Below are 19,832 nucleotides of genomic sequence, written 5' to 3' on the forward strand. Positions count from 1 at the left end.
CCGGATGCCCTGAATTAACAGCGTGTACCATTCGAAGGATGTCTCTTCTTACTTGGATAATTAAATCGTTTAATTGTTGAGTGTTAGGTTTCATTTTGAGTGTAAAAGTTAAACTGATTGCAAATGTAAATTTTATTTTGCCGTAAGACAAATGATTTTTATAATTGTTTGACAGCAATTACAATGCGTAGGAGTGCTCTAAAGGAACTTTTGATTCTGCTTTAAACAAAATACAAAGATTTTATAAATGTAAAATCAACACTAATTTTTTTGAATTGAATTTTAGCAACGCATTGCTATTAGTGATTTCATAGAATCTATTGCTTCAGTTAGCTGTTTTTAATTTTTCTGCTCATTTGGAGTTTTTACTGTTTGTCTTCACAATTTTTTTATAAAATTTACTTTCTAAGAAAAATGATATTTTAACGATTTAGTGCTGGATTGTTGTAAAAATAACAATTACTACTTTGTTGTGAAGTGAAATTGGGAATAATTTGTATAAAAAAAGCCCAAAATTAAGGGCTTTTTGTGTTGTAAATAAACTGTAAGTATTTTATTTTTCTGGTTCAGAAGGTATTACAGGATTGGAAGCAGGGGCTTCAATTTGATTTTCTCCTTTTAAATAAGTGGGTAAATTAAGACCTGCCATATTAAATAAATCATTCAGGGGCGGCACTGTTTTCATCATTCCTGAAACAAAATTAGCTGTAGAACCGTTTCCATCAGTATTGTTTCCGGAATCCCAAACAGTGATTTTGTCAATCTTGATATTTTTAACTGCTTCTACCTGAGTTTTTACTAATTCAGGTAATTTTTCGATTAATAATAGTTGGAAAGCCTGAGTTGGGTCTCCACCGGCAGCGGCAACTACTTGCTTATAACCTTCGGCTTGTTTGGTCAGGATTTCATAAAGTCCGTTTGCTTCGGCTTCCATTTTTGCAAAAATAGCGTCAGCCTCTCCTTTAGCATTCTCTCTGATTCTTTCGGCATCGGCTTGTGCTTCAATAATAGCACGCTGTTTTGCAATTTCGGCAGGAATTACAATATTGGCAATTTGAGTAGAACGCTCTCTTTCTGAACGAGCTGTCTCTGCTTTTTGCTCAGCGACATAAGATTCTTCTAATGCTTTCGCTTGTTGTACTTTTTCAGCCGTAATAGCAATACGCAATGATTCAGCTTCTTTTTCTCTACGCAAAGCTTCTGAGTTAGCAATGGCAATTTTAGCCTCATTTTCTCCCTGGATAGCGATAGCATTGGCTTCGGAGGTTTTTACTCGGGTGTCTCTTTGTGCTTCGGCTTTACCAATAGCTTCGTCTTTAGAAGCCGATGCAATACTGATTTCACGGTCTTTTTGAGTAATCGCAATTTTTACGTCACGATCCCGGTGCGTTTCAGCAATTTGAGTGTCTTTTTCTCTGTCTGCCAAAGCTTTTCCGGTTTCCCCGATTTTTTCCTGCTCAGCAACACTAATTTTGGCTTCGTTGATAGCTTTTGCGGCAGCTTCTTTTCCTAAAGCTTCGATGTAACCGGATTCATCTTTAATATCGGTTACGTTTACGTTGATTAATTTCAGACCAATTTTACGTAATTCACTGTCTACATTTTTCGAAATATTATCTAAAAACTTATCTCTGTCAGAGTTGATTTCTTCAATAGTCATCGTAGCAATTACCAAACGTAATTGACCAAATAAAATATCTTTTGCTAATTCCTGAATTTGTTCTGATGTTAATCCCAGCAATCTTTCAGCTGCTGTATTCATGCTTTCCGCTTCGGTCGAAATAGCAATTGTAAATCGGCAAGGGACATCCACACGAATGTTTTGTCTGCTTAAAGCATTGGTTAAATTAGCTTCAATAGATAATGGTTTTAAATCTAAAAAAGCATAATCCTGAATTACGGGCCAGATAAACGATCCGCCACCGTGGACACATTTTGCTGAAGTTCCTCCTGTTCTTCCGTAAATTACTAATATTTTGTCTGAAGGACATCTTTTGTATCTGGAAATTAAAGCCGAGATACTTACAAAAAATACAATTGCAGCAACTGCAATAATTAAAACTGGTGTCATGGGTTGGATTTAAATGGGTTGTACGATAATAAGATTGTTGTTTTCTATTTTTACCACTTTAACAGTGCTGCCGGAAATTAATTTCTCACTGTGTTCCGTCATGGCTTCCAGTTCGTGAAAAGCACCATTAATACTAATGATGATTTTTCCTTTTCCTTTTTTGTTTTCGGGAATAGTCAAATAGACTTCAGCCGATTTGTTGAGTGTATTTTGAAGTTTGAAGGAATTGTCTTCTTCCAATTTTTGAACTTGTTTGATAATTATAAAAAATAAGAAAACAAATAAACAGCCTACGAGGGCAGAAACAACAATTAATGCTACAGCATTATCGATGGTATTGTAAAATGAAATACCGGTCCAGCTAAATCCTAATAAAAAATTGATGAGATTTCGAAGAGAAAATAATTGAAAAGTGGTATCGCCACCTTCCAGATTGCTGTCAAAGTCAGCTTGCAGTCCGTCAGTTGAATCAACGCCTAAAAAAGTCATGACAGCCTGAACTGCAAAGACCAGTGTTGAAGGGATAGCAACGTACCAAAAGGTTTTGAGTAACGGATCCAGATTTTCAATTATTTCCATAAGTATAACTTTTTGAGGTTAGGTTTTATAAGCTATACAAACATAATGAATTTACTTACTAAAGCAAGATAAGGGGAATAAAATTTTCTTACACTTTTTTTAAAAGTTATCAGCTGTATTTAATTTGGATAATAATACGGCAAGAATCGCTTGTCCTTCTTCCCAAAGTCCTAATTGTGAAGCGAGATTTAAATGTCCTCTTAAGCCCACATTGTAAAAATCACTTTCCCATTTTTCCGCTAAAAATTCAGCTCTTTCTATCGAAATATATGGATCATTAGCACTGCTAATTACAACAGACGGATATTTTAATTTATCTAAAGGAATAGGAGCAAAGTTCCAGATTTCTTCCGGTGTATGTTCAGGAGATTCCACATCGGCGGGAGCAACGAGTAAAGCGCCGGCGATTTTGCTGGTATCATTTTGTTGCGACCAATGCATTACAAGAGAAACAGCTAAACTATGCGCCACAATTACAATGGGAGCTTCAATAGCTTTTATAGTTGTATCTAAATTGTGTAACCAATCCTTTAATTGCGGTTGGTTCCAATTATCCTGTACTACTTTTTTAGTATTTGGAAAATGTTGTAACCAGTTGTCCTGCCAATGTCCTTCAGTAGAATCGCCTAAGCCGGGAACTATTAATATGGTGTGTTGCATGTTGTCTAATCTGTATGAATACTACAAAGCTATACAAATTAGAAAGAATATCTGTTTATGAATTTGATGAAAACATAGGAATTGAGTATAGTAAGTTTATTGTTTAATCATTGTATACTCTCCAAGTTCTAGCATATATGAATCTGTTGATCGAGAACCATCTGGATTTGGAGTACTATGATACTCTTCTCCAAAAATAAGTACTTTAATAGCAGGAATATTATTTACTTTAGTTTTTCTAATGTCAAGTCCTACAATATTTTGGGACTTATGATCTATGAGGCTAAGTCTTAAACGTTTTTCTGTTGGAGAACAATCTGGACAACCCCATGTAGTTCCTGTTAGAATAAAGTTACCAGTTATGGTATGATTTACTTTCTCATTGGTATATTTGTTATTAATATTGGCAAGCGTGTTAGTGATTTCTATTCCGTTTCTAATGAATTGAAATTCGCCTACTATAAGATCTTCGTAATAATAATTGAGGGATAATACTTTTTTCTTCAGGACAATTTTGAATGAAGTGTTATTAGGTTCGGTATATAAATAAGCACCATCATAACCATCTAGATTGTTATTTAAATCTTTATAATATGATCCTTCAATACCTTCTCGAATATCCGAAATATCATAGATTGGACTTTGTGCTGTAGAGGTCAAAGCTGCAAAAGATAATAGTAAAAAATAGATGTGTTTTTTCATTATTTTGGTTACTCGTTAAAAATATGGACTGCCCAAAATTTATAATTACATACAAATGTCAGTTTAATAATTTAGTAAATCTAATAAAAATACACTTCTCTTTTTCTTACAAAATAAAAAAGTACAGCTAGAACTGTACTTTTAATATTTAATAGTTTGTAATCGAAAATTAAGAACTACAAGACAACATAGAACAACCTACCTTGTTTCTTGCCCAATCAGGGCGTTTAGCGAACCATTTTTGTTGGTCTTCTTGTTCAGAATAAGGGTTTTTAAGTAAGTTGAAAAGTTCATCAATCATACTGTAATCTCCTTTGTCGGCAGCATCGATGGCGAGTTGTGCCATGTAATTGCGTAATACATATTTAGGATTGATGGTATTCATTTTTTCAGCACGTTCCGTGTTGGATTCTTTTTCTAATTGTAAACGAAGGCTGTATTTTTCAAACCATTTTGTCCAGGCTTCGGTTATTTTAGGGAAATCTTCGATTGATGTATAGAAAGCATCCTGAATAATCGAAATGCCTTGTTCAGGATTTTCTTTTTGAAAACGACTTAGGTTTCTAAAGAAAATCGTCATATCGGTTTCGGTTAGGTGTAAATTGTTTTCTAACTCCTGAATGAGATTTTGATCGTTTTCGTTTTCGGTGGAAAGTCCAATTTTAGCACGCATCATATTCAAATATTTGCTTTCGAAAGCAGTTCCAAAATCAGTTAAAACAGCTTCTAATCCTTCTGTTTCTTCAATTAATGGATACAAAGCATTGGCAAGTTGGTACAAATTCCAAAGCACTATATTAGGTTGATTTCCGTAGCGGTAACGTTTGTGCTGAGAGTCGGTAGTATTGGGAGTCCAGCCATAATCATAACCTTCGAGCCAGCCATAAGGACCGTAATCTATGGTTAATCCCAGGATTGACATATTATCGGTATTCATCACTCCGTGTACAAAACCCACACGTTGCCAGTGAATGACCATTTCCAGACTGTTTTGGGCTACTTTACTGAAAAACTGTAGGTAACTTTCTTTAGAAGGAGCTCCTAATTCCGGGTAAAAATGCGTAATGGTATAATCAACCAGTGTTTTTAAAGTAGTAATATCATTGCGAACGGCTAAGAGTTGGTAATTTCCAAAACGCAAAAAACTGGGTGCAATACGGCTGACAATAGCTCCTTTTTCGTAAGCAGGATTGCCATTATAAAGTACGTCTCTTAAAACTTCATCACCTGATAAGGCTAAAGACAAAGCTCTTGTAGTAGGAACGCCCAAATGAAACATCGCTTCGCTGCATAAATATTCACGAATGGACGAACGCAAAACCGCTAAGCCATCGGCAGTTCTGGAATAAGGTGTTTTTCCGGCACCTTTGAGTTGGATTGCCCAACGCTGATTGTTGTGAACGATTTCAGCTAAATTTATCGCACGACCATCGCCCAATTGTCCTGCCCAGTTTCCAAATTGATGACCGCCATAACACATGGCATACGGTTGGGTATTATCTAAAACTTTGTTTCCTGTAAATACATTTTTGAATTCATCTGATTGAACATCAATTTCTGATAATCCTAAGTTTTGAAGCATTTCCGGTGAAACGTGCAGCATTTGAGGATTGGCTGTTTTTTGTGGTGTAACAAATGAAAAACAAGCATGTTCGACCTGTCTTACGTAGTTTTCTGTAATAGGATCGGCGGGTAATTGTTTGTTGAAAGTATCTTGAATATTAAGTTTCATTGTAATTGAATTAGGGATATTACAAAGTTACAAATATTAAAAGCAATTTGATTTAACCATTAAGAAGTTAAGGAAATTTAAGGAATAGTAATATTTATTAAACCATATAAGCCATATAAGTTTTTCTGAATTTATTTGTGTTTTTAAATGAGTTCCTATAAGAATTGGGAAGCTAAACAGTTTTATTCCTTAATTGTAAAAAATAATGTTTTGGTGCTGTTTTGCGTAAGGGATAGCAGTGGAAATCCTTTTATTTTTCTCGTTTTTTACGAGAGAAATAAAAGATTGTAACGGATAGCCCGACCCTGATGTAACGCAGTGGAAGCAGGGATACGCCCAAAGCTTTTTTAGAAGTCTTACTTTGCTGTTAAAAACAGACTAAGATTTTCTAAATTAAACTATCTTTGCGCTCCCGAATAGTCGGGAGTACAATTTGGGAGAAAACCTTAATATGAAGTTTGATTTATTACAAAAAGACCCACTTTCTAAAGCCAGAGCGGGAAGCATTACCACAGATCACGGTGTCATTGAAACGCCTATTTTTATGCCGGTAGGCACTGTTGCCTCGGTAAAAGGGGTACATCAGAGAGAGTTGAAAAACGATATTAATCCTGATATTATTCTTGGAAACACGTATCATTTGTACCTGCGTCCGCAAACTAAAATTTTAGAAGCAGCGGGTGGTTTGCATAAATTCATGAACTGGGATCGTAATATTTTGACAGATTCTGGAGGTTATCAGGTGTATTCACTTTCGAATAACCGAAAAATTAAGGAAGAAGGAGTAAAGTTTAAATCGCATATTGATGGTTCGTACCACTTTTTTTCACCGGAAAGTGTCATGGAAATTCAGCGTACTATTGGGGCTGATATTATCATGGCTTTTGACGAATGTACGCCTTATCCATGTGATTACAGATACGCACAGCGATCCATGCACATGACCCACCGTTGGTTAGACCGTTGTATCAATCATTTGGATAAAGTACCGGTGAAATATGGTTATGACCAGGCTTTTTTTCCTATTGTTCAGGGAAGTACGTATAAAGATTTAAGACGTCAATCGGCAGAATATATCGCGAATTCTAACCAGGTAGGAAATGCAATTGGCGGACTTTCAGTAGGAGAACCGGCTGAGGAAATGTACGCCATGACTGAGGTAGTTACTGAAATTTTACCGGAAGACAAACCCAGATATTTGATGGGTGTGGGAACGCCAATTAATATTTTGGAAAATATTGCGTTAGGAATTGATATGTTTGATTGTGTGATGCCAACGCGTAATGCCAGAAACGGAATGTTGTTTACGGCTAACGGAACCATCAATATCAAGAATAAAAAATGGGAGGATGATTTTTCTCCAATTGACGAAATGGGAATTACATTTGTAGATACAGAGTATTCAAAAGCTTATTTGCGTCATCTTTTTGCTGCTAATGAATATTTAGGAAAGCAAATTGCTACGATTCATAATCTTGGTTTTTATATGTGGTTAGTACGCGAAGCCAGAAAACATATTATTGCAGGAGATTTTAGATCATGGAAAGAAATGATGGTTAAAAATATGAGTCAACGGTTGTAAAACAAAGCTGGAAGCTTGGGGCTGGGAGTTTTCTAACTTCTAACTTCTAACTTCTAACTTCTAACTTCAGAATATGTTAACAATATTAGATAGGTACATCCTGAAAAGATATTTAGCCACTTTTGGGGCTATGTTGTTGATGTTTATTCCCATTGGGATTATAATTGATGTTTCGGAGAAGATTAATAAAATGATTGAGAACAAGGTTCCGTTTATAAAAATTGCGACCTATTACTATCATTTTACAATTTATTTTGCGAATGCTTTATTTCCAATATTTCTGTTTTTATCGATCATCTGGTTTACATCCAAGTTGGCTAATAACACCGAAATTATTGCTATTTTAAGTTCCGGAATCTCTTTTACGCGTTTTTTGCGACCGTTTATTATTGGAGCTGCAATAGTTTCTGTAGGGGTTTTGTTGATGGGTTTTTATATTGTTCCCAGAGCCAGTGAAGGTTTTAATAATTTTCGCTATACTTATTTGAAATCGGGAGGAAAGGAGCAAATGACGGGTGATAATACTGATGTTTACAGACAACTGAATGATCATGAGTTTTTGTATGTGAGTAATTTTAATCCAACTTCAAAAATGGCTTTTAATTTTTCTCTGGAGCGATTTAAAAAAGAGAAAATGGTTTCTAAAATTACGGCCAGCAGGATTAGATGGAATGAAAAAGACAGTACCTATACCTTGTATGATTATTCTAAACGAACAGTGGGTAAATTAGGCGATAAAATAGAATCTTTTCCTGAAAAGAATGTGAAGTTTACATTTGAACTGGAAGATTTAACCCCTGTTGTTTACATTGCAGAAACCTTGCGACTCAATGAACTGATTGATTTTATTGACAAGGAAAAAAAGCGTGGTTCTTCTAATATCAACACTTACATGGTTGTTTTGTATAAAAAGTTCAGTGTTCCTGTTTCGGCATTTATCCTGACTATTATTGCGGTTGCGGTTTCTTCTATGAAGCGAAGAGGAGGAATGGGGATGAACCTGACTATAGGAATTGCAGTCGCTTTTGGATTTGTGTTTTTTGATAAAATTTTTGGTGTTCTAGCCGAAAAATCTACTTTTTCTCCTTTTGTAGCTGTTTGGTTTTCCAATATTGTTTTTGGAATTCTGGCTGTATATTTATTGCGCAATGCCAAACGATAGACTTAAAAGTTATCTCCATCTTCATTTAATTGTATTTATTTGGGGATTTACAGCCATTTTGGGTGCATTGATTACTATTGCTGCCGATGTAATGGTTTGGTATCGAATGCTTTTGGCCTCTTTGTTTTTGGGGATTTATATTTTGTTTTCAAAAAAATCTTTTCGTATCCCGTTTGATTCCTTGCTTAAACTAGCTTTGGTAGGTTTGCTAATTGCATTGCATTGGATTTTCTTCTTTCATGCCATTCATGTATCAAATGTTTCTATTACACTTTCGGTTTTTTCATTGGGAGCATTTTTGGCTTCTTTACTGGAACCTTTATTTTACGGGCGGAAAGTACTGTGGTACGAAGTGTTCTTTGGATTGATTATTGTCATTGCACTGGCAATTATTATGCAGGTAGAAATAGCTTATTTTGAGGGAATGCTATTTGCTTTTGCAGCCATAGTATTGGGTGTTTTATTTACCTTGTTTAATGGGAAATTAATTCAGAAACATGATTCGGCAGTCATTACTTTTTATGAGTTTATTGCCGGAATATTTTTTATATCGGGTTATTTTATTATTCAAAATAAATTCACACTGGATTTTTTCACTGTGGCTAAAAACAATTGGATTTTATTATTTATTTTATCATCTGTTTGTACCGCTTATGCTTTTACAGCTTCGGTAAAAGTTATGGAAAAGTTAAGTCCTTATACCGTAATGCTAACTACTAATCTCGAACCCGTTTACGGAATTGTTCTGGCTTATTTTATTATTGGCGAAAAAGAAAAAATGAGTCCTTCCTTCTATATAGGAGCCTTTATCATTATTATAACGGTCATTCTAAATGGGATTTTAAAGCACCAACGTACTTTAAAAACTGAAAACTAAATTGAGCTATTCTAAAAATTGGAAAGGTTTATCTCTTGATGCTTTGTAGCGCTTATGTTTTTTAAAATCAATTTGTTAACACAAGAGGTTAATTGTTTTACATTTAGTTAACATAAGCAATTATTTGTTTTATATTTGCACGATTTTACTCAACTCCAAAAAAATGCAACAACACTTACGCTTGAACGAGTATAAAGTCTTATTATACAGACTTTTGCTTGCTTATCTTTTTTACTTTATTTCACGGGTACTCTTTTATATTTATAATATGGATTTGCTGGAAGTTAATTCAATTATGGATTTTCTGCCACTTTGTTTTTATGGTTTAATCTTTGATACTTCAGCCATTTTATATGTAAACATTTTGTTTATTGCTCTTTCGATTTTACCTGTTTTTAAGAATACCAATCAGGGCTTTCAGAAGTTTCTTTTTTACCTTTATTTTGGAACAAATCTCCTGGCGTACTCCACTAATTTTATAGATTTTATTTATTACAAATTTACATTTGCGAGAACAACGATAGCTTTTGTAAGTGTTTTAGAAAATGAAACTAATAAAGCTACTTTATTTTGGGATTTTTTATTGACCTATTGGCACGTTTGGGTTTTGTTTCTGCTGTTTTCGGCACTTTGGATTTATTTGTATAAAAAAGTAACCGTTAAGGGTTTTGTGCCTACCAAAAAAAGATATTATTTTGGTTTTTCTACAGTGGGATTTATGTTTATAGGTTTGTTTACTGTTTTGGGAATTCGCGGAGGGCAGTATGAGAAAAAAACACAGCCTATTAATCTTATGGATGCTAATACCCATGTGAAAAATATAGCACATGTTGATATTGTTTTGAATACTCCTTTTGCATTAATCAGAACTTTATTTAGCAATCATTTTTCGAAACCTAATTTTAAAGATATTAACCCGCAGGTAATTTTAAAGGAGGTAGTGCCTATAAAACAGTACCATAATAATCCGGTAACTAAACCTAATGTGGTAATAATGATTTTAGAGAGTTTCAGCCGGGAGTACATGGGAACATTCAATAAAAATGTTAAAATACCTAATTATAAAAGTCATGTTTCTTTTTTAGATTCCTTGTCGCAGCACAGTATGATTTATACTAATGCTTACGCAAATGGAAGACAGTCGGTTCATGCAATGTCGTCCATTCTGGCCGGAATTCCTTCCTTTAAAGATGCATTTACATCTTCACCTTATCCAAAACAGAAAATAGAATCTCTGGTTTCTGTTTTAGAAGGACAAGGATACAATACTTCCTTTTTTCATGGTGCTGTAAATGGTTCTATGGGTTTTTTAGGTTTCGGAAAAATTCTGGGTATTGATAATTATTATGGAAGAACGGAGTTTAATGATGATTCTCAATTTGATGGTTATTGGGGTATTTGGGATGAGCCTTTTCTTCAATATATGAAGCGCACTTTAGATAAAAAGAAAACACCGTTTTTTGCTACTGCATTTACGCTTTCTTCTCATGAACCATTTCTTCTTCCGGAAAAATATAAAAATAAATTTCGTGAAGGAGAAATGCCCATACACAAATGTGTGGAATATACTGATTTTGCTCTGAAACGTTTTTTTGATGAAGCTAAAAAGGAGCCCTGGTTTTCTAATACCATTTTTGTTTTTGTTGCCGATCATTGTAATAAACCGTATTATGATGAATATAAAAAGACAGTAAATCGTTTTGCAATTCCGATTATGATTTATAAACCTAATAGTAAGCTGGTAGGCGTTGATAATGATTTAGCGCAGCAAATTGATATTTATCCTACAATTTTAGATCTTATTGGGTATCCAAAGCCTTTTAGAAGCTGGGGTAAGAGTTTGTTTGATAAAACTTCAGTTGAACCCTTTGTAATTAATTCTACAGGTAGTGTTTACCAATTTTCAAAAGGAAATTATATTTGCACTTTTGATGGAAAAAAAGTGCTTGGTTTTTATGATAAAGAAGATAAGGAATTGAAAAATAATCTGATAGGGAAAAGAAATGCGGAGATGAATGCTCTCGAATTAAAGTGTAAAGCTTTTATTCAGGATTATATGGAGAGAGTAATCGATAAAAGATTAGCAACTATACAATAGAACAGTTGTTTCTTGATAAATAAGGAAGGTATAGGTGTTGAATTTCAGTCAAATGAGGTTTTGCATCTGTTTTGTGAAAAAGTATGAGATAGATTGTATCTTTGTCAACTACTACTAAAATAAAAAATAAGCGGGTGTAAATGATTTAATATTTTATATTTGCACTTCCAAATAAAATAATAACGCACAAGTCCTATGGAATATTTAGATTTTGAGCTTCCAATAAAAGAACTAGAAGATCAGTTAGAAAAATGTCAGGTAATTGGACAGGAGTCAGAAGTTGATGTCACATCTACCTGTACACAAATTAATGAAAAACTGATTGAAACTAAGAAGAGCATCTATGAAAACCTTACTGCATGGCAACGTGTACAATTATCAAGACACCCAAGCAGACCTTATACTTTAGATCACGTTAGAGGACTTTGCGGAGATACTTTCTTAGAACTTCACGGAGACAGAGGTTTTAAAGATGATAAAGCCATGATAGGTGGTTTAGGTAAAATAGGCGGGCAATCTTTTATGATTATTGGTCAGCAAAAAGGATACAATACTAAAACACGTCAGTACAGAAACTTTGGGATGGCAAATCCTGAAGGTTACCGTAAAGCTTTACGATTGATGAAAATGGCAGAAAAATTTGGAATTCCTGTTGTTACCTTAATCGATACTCCGGGAGCTTATCCGGGCTTAGAAGCCGAAGAACGCGGACAGGGAGAAGCCATTGCCAGAAATATTTATGAAATGGTTTTACTTCAAGTGCCTATTATTACCATTATTGTTGGTGAAGGTGCTTCCGGTGGAGCATTAGGAATTGGAGTAGGAGACCGTGTTTATATGTTAGAGAATACATGGTATTCGGTTATTTCACCTGAATCCTGTTCTTCTATTTTATGGAAAAGCTGGGAATATAAAGAAAGAGCAGCAGATGCTTTGAAACTAACTTCTGCTGATATGAAAAAACAAAATCTTGTAGATGACATTATTCCTGAACCTTTAGGAGGTGCTCATTATGACAGAGAAACTACTTTTAGAACAGTTGAAGAGTATATCTTAAAAGGATACAATGAGTTGAAAGTTTTATCAACAGAAGATCTTATTGCTCAGAGAATGGACAAATACACTAAAATGGGAGAATTCAAAGAATAATAATTCCATTTGATACTATTAATCCGTCTCGTTTGTAAACGAGACGGATTTTTTTTGGTTATAAACAAAAAAGACGGAGTTATAAACATAGAGATGTAATAACTAAACTGTATTTTTTTTAAAATTTATGTTACTTTCGTAGTATGGAAAATTTCAAGAATGTTAAGCCTGTAAAGGTGGATAAAACAACAATTATAAATCTGGAAAAAGGCAAGTTGCCTCCTCAGGTAATTGAATTAGAGGAAGCTGTACTGGGGGCAATGATGATTGATAAAAAAGGGGTTGATGATGTAATTGATATCCTTCAGCCTGACGCATTTTATAAGGAATCCCATAAACATATTTTTGAGGCAATTGTTCAGTTGTTTACTGAAACACAACCTATCGATTTGTTGACAGTTTCAGCTCAGTTAAAAAAGAATGGGAAATTAGATGTAGCCGGAGGTGATTTTTATCTGATTCAGCTTACACAAAAAATATCTTCTTCGGCACATATTGAATTTCACTCCAGAATTATTCTTCAAAAATTTATCCAAAGAAGTTTAATTCGAATTTCTTCTGAAATTATCGAAGAATCCTATGATGAGACCACGGATGTTTTTGATTTATTAGACAAAGCCGAGTCCAAACTTTACGAAGTGACTCAGGGAAATATTAAACGTAGCTCCGAAACAGCACAAAGTTTAGTATTACAAGCTAAAAAACGTATTGAAGAAATTAGTAAACAGGAAGGTTTAAGTGGTGTTGAAACCGGTTTTACTAATTTAGATAAACTTACTTCAGGATGGCAACCCAGTGATTTAATCATCATTGCGGCACGTCCTGCAATGGGAAAAACAGCATTTGTATTGTCTATGGCCAGAAATATGGCAATTGATTATGGACATGCAGTAGCATTGTTCTCGCTGGAGATGGCATCAGTGCAATTAATTACCCGTTTGATTTCATCAGAAACAGGTTTGTCTTCGGAAAAACTCCGTACCGGAAAATTAGAACCTCATGAATGGACGATGTTGAGTACGAAGGTTAAAGACTTAGAAAAAGCACCTTTGTATATAGATGATACGCCATCGCTTTCTATTTTTGATTTACGTGCTAAAGCCAGACGTCTGGTGTCACAGCACAATATCAAGATTATTATTATCGATTATTTGCAGTTAATGACTGCTGGTGGAAACGGAAAAGGCGGTGGGAACCGTGAACAGGAAATCTCGACCATTTCCAGAAACTTAAAAGCACTGGCTAAAGAACTGAATGTTCCGGTTATTGCACTTTCTCAGCTATCACGTGCTGTGGAGACTCGTGGATCCAGTAAGCGACCTTTGCTTTCTGATCTTCGTGAATCTGGAGCGATTGAGCAGGATGCTGATATTGTATCGTTTTTATACCGTCCTGAATATTATAAGATTGATGAATGGGATGATGATGAAGCAGCTCCTACAGCAGGACAAGCCGAAATTATGATTGCAAAACACCGTAACGGTGGAATTGAAAACGTGCGTTTAAAATTCTTAGGACATTTAGGTAAGTTTGATAATTTAGATGATTACGGTAGTGGTTATGATGATGATTTACCTTCGTCGATGAACCAGGATGATAATTCTTTTATCACTAAGAATCTGCCTTCTCCTCACGAAGCTTTCGGAAGCAATCTGAATGATGATGACGATGATGATATGCCGTTTTAACAGAAAGAACTATATTTGAAATAAAACAGTGCAATGGTTTTCAAAAATGTAGTTTCGCTTATTGTTATTCTGATTTCTTTTTCAGCCAAGGCCTCTTTTATTTTGTTGCCAATGGATGATACTTCGCAGCAAAACCATTTGAAGGCTTATGGAATTACCTATTGGTGTTTAGATAAAAAGTACAAAGCAAGCTGGTTGCTTAATTATCGCGGAGGTTCTTTTTTATTGCCAGATGCAACTGAAATCAGAAAAGAATGCCAGATTAGAGGTGTCAGTTTCGAAATTCTTTCTGATTCGGAACAGCAGACCATTTTAAACGAAATTGCAAGTCCATCGCAAAATATGGAAAATGTAATTCTCGAAAAAGCACCCAAAATTGCTGTTTATACTCCAAAAGGAAAACAGCCTTGGGATGATGCGGTAACCTTAGTTTTAACGTATGCTGAGATTCCTTTTACCGCTATTTATGATGAAGAAGTTTTAAGTGATCAACTGGTTCTTTACGATTGGCTGCATTTGCATCATGAAGATTTTACCGGACAATATGGTAAATTTTATAGTTCCTATCGAAATGTACCCTGGTATATAGAGCAAAAAAAAGAGGCCGAAAATCTGGCTGCCCAATTAGGTTATGCTAAAGTTTCTCAGGAAAAAGGAGCTGTTGCAGGGAAAATTAGAGATTTTGTTATTGGCGGCGGATTTATGTTTGCTATGTGTTCTGCAACGGATAGTTTTGATATTGCTTTATCAGCTGATGGAGTAGATATTTGTGAACCCATGTTTGATGGCGATGCAAGTGACGCTAATTATCAATCCAGACTTAATTATAGCAATTCTTTTGCATTTAAAGATTTTGTCTTAGAACGCAGTCCTGAAAAATATGAGTTTTCAGATTTAGATATGACCGAAAAGAGGAATGTTCCTATGGAGAAGGATTATTTTACGCTGATGGAATTTTCGGCTAAATGGGATCCAATTCCTTCTATGCTTTGTCAAAATCATACCCAACTTGTAAAAGGATTTATGGGGCAAACTACAGCTTTTGATGCTAAATTGGTTAAATCTAATATTCTGGTTTTAGGTACTTGTGAGCTCAATGGAGAAGCAAGATATATTCATGGACAAAAAGGAAAAGGAATGTTTAGTTTTTATGGAGGTCATGATCCTGAAGATTACCAGCATAAAGTAGGGGATGCTCCTACGGTATTAGATTTACACCCTAATTCACCCGGATACCGATTAATTTTAAACAATGTTTTGTTTCCTGCTGCCAGAAAGAAGAAACAGAAAACTTAATGAATAAGAGTTGATATAAAGTAAAAAGCCTCAATCAGATGATTGAGGCTTTTTCTATGTAAGTAAGTAATCCTAAATTGAGTTGATAAAACGTTTATTTTACTTTATTAAGTACAGCTTTGAAAGCTTCAGGGTGGTTCATAGCTAAATCTGCAAGAACTTTTCTGTTCAATTCGATTCCGTTAGCTTTTACTTTTCCCATGAATTGTGAATAAGACATTCCTTCTAAGCGAGCTCCAGCGTTGATACGCTGAATCCATAAAGCACGGAAATTTCTTTTGTTCACTTTTCTGTCGCGGTATGCATAGCACATTGCTTTTTCTACCGCATTCTTTGCAACTGTCCAAACGTTTTTACGTCTTCCAAAGAAACCTTTGGCTTGCTTCATTATTTTTTTTCTTCTTGCTCTTTTTGCAACTGAATTTACCGATCTTGGCATAATTTTATTGTTTTTTTTGTAGCAGGCGTCCCGAATTTAATCAAGGGAACTTATGGCCATACTCCAAGGTTATAATTTAATTTTTTTTAACCTAAAGAATAAATAGTTAGAAGTTAGAAGTTAGAAGTTAGAAGTGTTGCCACTTATAACCAATAACCTTTAACGATTAACAATTATATAATTCTTAATTGTTGTTTGATGCTTTTCATATCTGTAGAGTGAACTAGCGCTGAGTGAGTCAAAGCTAATTTACGTTTCTTAGATTTTTTAGTCAGGATGTGACTTTTAAAAGCATGTTTTCTTTTAATCTTTCCAGAACCAGTAACTTTAAAACGTTTCTTGGCGCTAGATTTGGTTTTCATTTTAGGCATTTTTTCCTAGTGTTTTAATTTATTCTTACTTACTTATTTTTTCCTTCCTCAGCTCTCCCCGAAGGGGAGGAAGCTGAAAAGTGATATTTTATTCTCCCTTGAATATCTTAACGAAGGTTTCTTCTCCCCTCCTTCGGAGGGGTTGGGGGAGGATTATTTTTTCTTTTTTGGAGCAATGAACATAATCATTCTCTTTCCTTCAAGAACCGGCATTGCTTCAACTTTACCAAATTCTTCTAAATCGGTAGCCAATCTTAATAATAAAATTTGACCCTGATCTTTATAAATAATAGAACGACCTTTAAAGAATACAAATGCTTTTAATTTAGCTCCTTCTTTTAAGAATTTTTCAGCATTCTTTCTTTTAAATTCATAATCATGCTCATCTGTCTGAGGACCAAAACGGATTTCCTTAACAGTTACCTGTGTAGATTTGGCTTTAAGAATTTTGTCACGCTTTTTTTGTTCGTATACAAATTTCTTATAATCCATAATTTTACAAACCGGAGGATCAGCATTAGGAGAAATCTCAACTAAATCTAATTCGAATTCATCAGCTAATCTTAAAGCTTCTGAAAGTTTAAAAACTCCAGGCTCTATGTTTTCCCCTACAAGTCGTACTTCTTGCAGACCACGAATGTTATTATTGATTCTATGGGCATCTTTTTTTTCTACGCGAGGTTGATAACCTCTGTTACTTCTTATTGCTATGACTTTAAAATTTAAGTTAAACTGTAAATACTTTTAATGTTTTATTTATTTCTTCGTTCACAATTGCAACAAATTCTTCAATTGTAACGGTAATATTTCCTTTTCCTTCCTGACCATGACGACGGATTGAAATGCTTCCATTTTTCTCCTCTTCCTCGCCTACAATCAGCATAAATGGGATTTTTTGCATCTCTGCGTCCCTAATTTTCTTACCAATTGTTTCGTTTCGGTTGTCAATTAGCCCGCGAATTTCGTGATTTTCTAGCAAATCTAAAACTTTTTTAGCATAAATTTCATATTTCTCGCTCAAAGACAAGATAATAACCTGTTCTGGCATTAACCAAAGAGGGAAATTTCCTGCTGTATGCTCTAGCAAAATGGCTATAAAACGTTCCATTGACCCAAAAGGAGCTCTGTGAATCATCACTGGTCTGTGCAGTTCATTATCTGAGCCTTTGTAAGTTAAGTCAAAACGTTCCGGTAGGTTGTAATCTACCTGAATGGTTCCTAGTTGCCATTGTCTGCCTAAAGCATCTTTGACCATGAAATCTAATTTTGGTCCGTAAAAGGCTGCTTCACCATATTCAACAACAGTATTTAAGCCTTTGTCGGCAGCGGCGTTAATAATTGCATTTTCGGCTTTCTCCCAGTTTTCATCAGAACCAATGTATTTCTCTCTGTTTTCCTGATCTCTTAACGAAATTTGAGCGGTGAAGTTTTCAAAGCCTAACGAACCAAATACGTAAAGTACAAGATCAATTACTTTTTTGAATTCTTCGTCTAATTGCTCCGGAGTACAAAAAATGTGAGCATCATCCTGAGTAAACCCTCTTACGCGAGTTAAGCCATGTAATTCTCCTGATTGTTCGTATCTGTAAACTGTTCCAAATTCAGCATAGCGCTTTGGTAGATCTTTGTAGGACCAAGGTCTTACATTATAGATTTCACAGTGATGAGGACAGTTCATTGGTTTTAATAAAAATTCCTCGCCTTCTGCAGGAGTATTTATCGGCTGAAAACTGTCAGCACCGTATTTTGCATAATGACCGGAAGTTACATATAATTCTTTTTGTCCTATATGTGGAGTAACAACCTGCTCGTAACCAGCTTTTTTCTGAGCTTTTTTCAAAAATTGCTCTAATCTGTCTCTTAAAGCAGCGCCTTTTGGTAGCCATAAAGGCAAACCTTGGCCTACTTTTTGAGAAAAAGCAAACAATTCTAATTCTTTTCCAAGTTTACGGTGATCACGACGTTTTGCTTCTTCAAGAAGTAAAAGGTATTCAGTTAAGTCTTTTTGTTTAGGGAAAGAAGTTCCGTAAACACGTGTTAGTTGTTTATTTTTCTCATCACCTCTCCAGTAAGCACCGGCAACACTCATGATTTTAAAAGCTTTAATGATTCCGGTATTCGGAATATGTCCACCTCTGCATAAATCAGTAAATGTAGCATGATCACAAAAAGTGATTGTTCCATCTTCAAGATTCGAAATCAATTCAGTTTTATAAACGTTGTCTTTGTACATTTCTAATGCATCGGCTTTGCTAACCGGACGCATTTTGAATTCGTGCTTCTCTCTGGAAATTTCTAAAACCCGATCTTCTATCTTTTTGAAATCAGCTTCCACAATTTTCTGATCTTCAAAATCAACATCGTAATAGAATCCATTAGCAATTGCAGGTCCAAGAGTTAATTTAATCCCCGGATATAATTCCTCCAGAGCTTGCGCCATCACGTGTGAAGTTGAATGCCAGAAAGCTTTTTTCCCTTCTGCATCATTCCATGTATATAAAATAAGACTGCCGTCGGTCGTCAATGAAGTTTCGGTTTCTATTGTTGTACCATTAAAAGATGCAGAAATCACGTTTCTTGCAAATCCTTCACTAATGCTTTTAGCAACCTCCATCGGAGTTACGCCTGGCGCAAACTCTCTAACTGACCCATCGGGCAAAGTAATCTTAATCATTGTTAGTTTAATTTTGAGAATGCAAATATAGAGTATTAGAAAAATACACACAATATATATAGAGGTTGTTTTGATGTATTTAGATACAATGAAATTTTGCCTTTATATATAGGTATAGTTTTTCAGTAGCTCTTTCCCGCTATCCGCTATATCTCTTGTCTCGTCTTAGGGACGAAACAAGAGGATGCCGCTACTATCGGGGCTAGGGAGTTGGAGTTTCAGGGAAAATTACAATTCTCTACTCTGTATTATAAAGGTAATTATATCTAAAAAACCTTTTGCGAGTCTCCATGTTTTCTCAGTGCATCTCTGCGAAACCCCTCAATTAAAACTCAAAAATCTTACAAAATGCAAAAACATCAAAAAATAATTATCAGATTTTCAGAGTATTAAAAAATAGTTTAAAAATAAGTGGTAGAAAAGTATTGTTTAACGGTATAGAGTGACTACTTTTGCACCCGCAACAACGCAGACGTTCTTTTAAAAACTGACAAACACTTTAAATTAAATAGAAAAATTATTTTCTAAAAAAGGTTTAAAAAAGTTTGTGAGATTTAAAAACAGATGTTACATTTGCACCCCGTAAAACGCGCAAGTTATTTGAAATACCGACAAGAGAAATTAAGATTTAAGCTTTGAGAGAAGAATAAAAAAAACTTTAAATTTTTCTTGCCAGTAAAGAAAAGATTTGTACTTTTGCACCCGCTTTGAGAAACAAGCGCAAAACAAAAAGACACGTTCCTAGACATATT

General features: G+C 34.8%; 16 protein-coding genes and 1 pseudogene. 7 read left to right on the forward strand and 10 right to left on the reverse strand.

From position 1 onward, the window contains the following. The 6 genes and pseudogenes from BUB89_RS18290 to BUB89_RS17530 all read right to left on the reverse strand — a co-directional run. A pseudogene (locus tag BUB89_RS18290) lies at positions 1 to 94 on the reverse strand (transketolase); the annotation flags it as partial. Positions 95 to 553: 459 nt separating this feature from the next. Continuing rightward, on the reverse strand, positions 554 to 2,071 hold the full coding sequence (locus BUB89_RS17510) for a flotillin family protein (protein ID WP_073247498.1): 1,518 nt from the start codon (positions 2,069 to 2,071) through the stop codon (positions 554 to 556). A gap of 9 nt (positions 2,072 to 2,080) precedes the next feature. Continuing rightward, entirely contained in the window at positions 2,081 to 2,650 is a 570-nt protein-coding gene (locus BUB89_RS17515) for a serine protease (RefSeq protein WP_073247500.1), read from the reverse strand. Between the two features lie 99 nt (positions 2,651 to 2,749). Next, positions 2,750 to 3,310 carry an RBBP9/YdeN family alpha/beta hydrolase gene (locus tag BUB89_RS17520; RefSeq protein WP_073247502.1) on the reverse strand — a complete coding sequence of 187 codons (561 nt, stop codon included), beginning with the start codon at positions 3,308 to 3,310 and terminating at the stop codon, positions 2,750 to 2,752. A gap of 96 nt (positions 3,311 to 3,406) precedes the next feature. Beyond that, positions 3,407 to 4,012: a DUF6705 family protein gene (locus tag BUB89_RS17525; protein WP_073247504.1), complete on the reverse strand. Its 606-nt coding sequence runs from the start codon at positions 4,010 to 4,012 to the stop codon at positions 3,407 to 3,409. Positions 4,013 to 4,181: 169 nt separating this feature from the next. Further along, positions 4,182 to 5,744, reverse strand: a complete 1,563-nt coding sequence (locus BUB89_RS17530) for a protein adenylyltransferase SelO (RefSeq protein ID WP_073247505.1) — start codon at positions 5,742 to 5,744, stop codon at positions 4,182 to 4,184. A gap of 451 nt (positions 5,745 to 6,195) precedes the next feature. Between BUB89_RS17530 and tgt the strand changes: the two genes are divergently transcribed. From tgt to BUB89_RS17565, 7 genes are all read left to right on the forward strand, one after another. After that, positions 6,196 to 7,326 (forward strand): tRNA guanosine(34) transglycosylase Tgt, encoded by a 1,131-nt coding sequence (tgt, locus tag BUB89_RS17535; protein WP_073247519.1) that lies wholly within the window; start codon positions 6,196 to 6,198, stop codon positions 7,324 to 7,326. A gap of 73 nt (positions 7,327 to 7,399) precedes the next feature. Next, complete coding sequence (locus tag BUB89_RS17540) at positions 7,400 to 8,488, forward strand: LptF/LptG family permease (protein ID WP_073247507.1); 1,089 nt, start codon at positions 7,400 to 7,402, stop codon at positions 8,486 to 8,488. Beyond that, positions 8,475 to 9,365: a DMT family transporter gene (locus BUB89_RS17545; protein ID WP_073247509.1), complete on the forward strand. Its 891-nt coding sequence runs from the start codon at positions 8,475 to 8,477 to the stop codon at positions 9,363 to 9,365. Before BUB89_RS17540 ends, BUB89_RS17545 begins: the two co-directional genes overlap by 14 nt. Positions 9,366 to 9,528: 163 nt before the next feature. Further along, a complete protein-coding gene (locus BUB89_RS17550) occupies positions 9,529 to 11,463 on the forward strand; it encodes an LTA synthase family protein (RefSeq protein ID WP_073247511.1) in 1,935 nt (644 codons plus the stop codon). A 195-nt stretch (positions 11,464 to 11,658) separates the two neighbouring features. Next, positions 11,659 to 12,612, forward strand: coding sequence for an acetyl-CoA carboxylase carboxyltransferase subunit alpha (locus tag BUB89_RS17555; RefSeq protein WP_073247513.1), 954 nt, complete (start codon positions 11,659 to 11,661; stop codon positions 12,610 to 12,612). Between the two features lie 143 nt (positions 12,613 to 12,755). After that, the gene (gene dnaB / locus BUB89_RS17560; RefSeq protein WP_073247515.1) at positions 12,756 to 14,300 is read left to right on the forward strand and encodes a replicative DNA helicase; all 1,545 of its coding nucleotides are present in this window, start codon (positions 12,756 to 12,758) and stop codon (positions 14,298 to 14,300) included. A gap of 33 nt (positions 14,301 to 14,333) precedes the next feature. Continuing rightward, positions 14,334 to 15,596 carry an asparagine synthetase B gene (locus tag BUB89_RS17565; RefSeq protein WP_073247516.1) on the forward strand — a complete coding sequence of 421 codons (1,263 nt, stop codon included), beginning with the start codon at positions 14,334 to 14,336 and terminating at the stop codon, positions 15,594 to 15,596. Positions 15,597 to 15,690: 94 nt separating this feature from the next. Here the strand turns inward: BUB89_RS17565 and rplT are convergent, their stop codons facing one another. The 4 genes from rplT to thrS form a co-directional block, all read right to left on the reverse strand. After that, complete coding sequence (rplT, locus tag BUB89_RS17570) at positions 15,691 to 16,035, reverse strand: 50S ribosomal protein L20 (RefSeq protein ID WP_035633036.1); 345 nt, start codon at positions 16,033 to 16,035, stop codon at positions 15,691 to 15,693. A gap of 173 nt (positions 16,036 to 16,208) precedes the next feature. Continuing rightward, positions 16,209 to 16,406 carry a 50S ribosomal protein L35 gene (rpmI, locus tag BUB89_RS17575; protein WP_007810722.1) on the reverse strand — a complete coding sequence of 66 codons (198 nt, stop codon included), beginning with the start codon at positions 16,404 to 16,406 and terminating at the stop codon, positions 16,209 to 16,211. 153 nt (positions 16,407 to 16,559) lie between these two features. Next, positions 16,560 to 17,117: a translation initiation factor IF-3 gene (gene infC / locus BUB89_RS17580; protein WP_373862918.1), complete on the reverse strand. Its 558-nt coding sequence runs from the start codon at positions 17,115 to 17,117 to the stop codon at positions 16,560 to 16,562. Between the two features lie 16 nt (positions 17,118 to 17,133). Then, positions 17,134 to 19,080 carry a threonine--tRNA ligase gene (gene thrS, locus BUB89_RS17585; RefSeq protein WP_073247518.1) on the reverse strand — a complete coding sequence of 649 codons (1,947 nt, stop codon included), beginning with the start codon at positions 19,078 to 19,080 and terminating at the stop codon, positions 17,134 to 17,136. Positions 19,081 to 19,832: the final 752 nt, after the last annotated feature.

This window comes from Flavobacterium flevense (genome assembly GCF_900142775.1).
Taxonomy (GTDB): domain Bacteria; phylum Bacteroidota; class Bacteroidia; order Flavobacteriales; family Flavobacteriaceae; genus Flavobacterium; species Flavobacterium flevense.

Bases quoted from the DNA above. Each gene is read 5' to 3' on its own strand.
- BUB89_RS17565 (WP_073247516.1), top strand. From the start codon at position 14,334: ATGGTTTTCAAAAATGTAGTTTCGCTTATTGTTATTCTGATTTCTTTT.
- dnaB (WP_073247515.1), top strand. From the start codon at position 12,756: ATGGAAAATTTCAAGAATGTTAAGCCTGTAAAGGTGGATAAAACAACA.
- BUB89_RS17555 (WP_073247513.1), top strand. From the start codon at position 11,659: ATGGAATATTTAGATTTTGAGCTTCCAATAAAAGAACTAGAAGATCAG.
- BUB89_RS17550 (WP_073247511.1), top strand. From the start codon at position 9,529: ATGCAACAACACTTACGCTTGAACGAGTATAAAGTCTTATTATACAGA.
- BUB89_RS17540 (WP_073247507.1), top strand. From the start codon at position 7,400: ATGTTAACAATATTAGATAGGTACATCCTGAAAAGATATTTAGCCACT.
- tgt (WP_073247519.1), top strand. From the start codon at position 6,196: ATGAAGTTTGATTTATTACAAAAAGACCCACTTTCTAAAGCCAGAGCG.
- BUB89_RS17525 (WP_073247504.1), bottom strand. From the start codon at position 4,012: ATGAAAAAACACATCTATTTTTTACTATTATCTTTTGCAGCTTTGACC.
- rplT (WP_035633036.1), bottom strand. From the start codon at position 16,035: ATGCCAAGATCGGTAAATTCAGTTGCAAAAAGAGCAAGAAGAAAAAAA.
- BUB89_RS17510 (WP_073247498.1), bottom strand. From the start codon at position 2,071: ATGACACCAGTTTTAATTATTGCAGTTGCTGCAATTGTATTTTTTGTA.
- thrS (WP_073247518.1), bottom strand. From the start codon at position 19,080: ATGATTAAGATTACTTTGCCCGATGGGTCAGTTAGAGAGTTTGCGCCA.
- BUB89_RS17515 (WP_073247500.1), bottom strand. From the start codon at position 2,650: ATGGAAATAATTGAAAATCTGGATCCGTTACTCAAAACCTTTTGGTAC.
- rpmI (WP_007810722.1), bottom strand. From the start codon at position 16,406: ATGCCTAAAATGAAAACCAAATCTAGCGCCAAGAAACGTTTTAAAGTT.
- BUB89_RS17530 (WP_073247505.1), bottom strand. From the start codon at position 5,744: ATGAAACTTAATATTCAAGATACTTTCAACAAACAATTACCCGCCGAT.
- BUB89_RS17545 (WP_073247509.1), top strand. From the start codon at position 8,475: ATGCCAAACGATAGACTTAAAAGTTATCTCCATCTTCATTTAATTGTA.
- BUB89_RS17520 (WP_073247502.1), bottom strand. From the start codon at position 3,310: ATGCAACACACCATATTAATAGTTCCCGGCTTAGGCGATTCTACTGAA.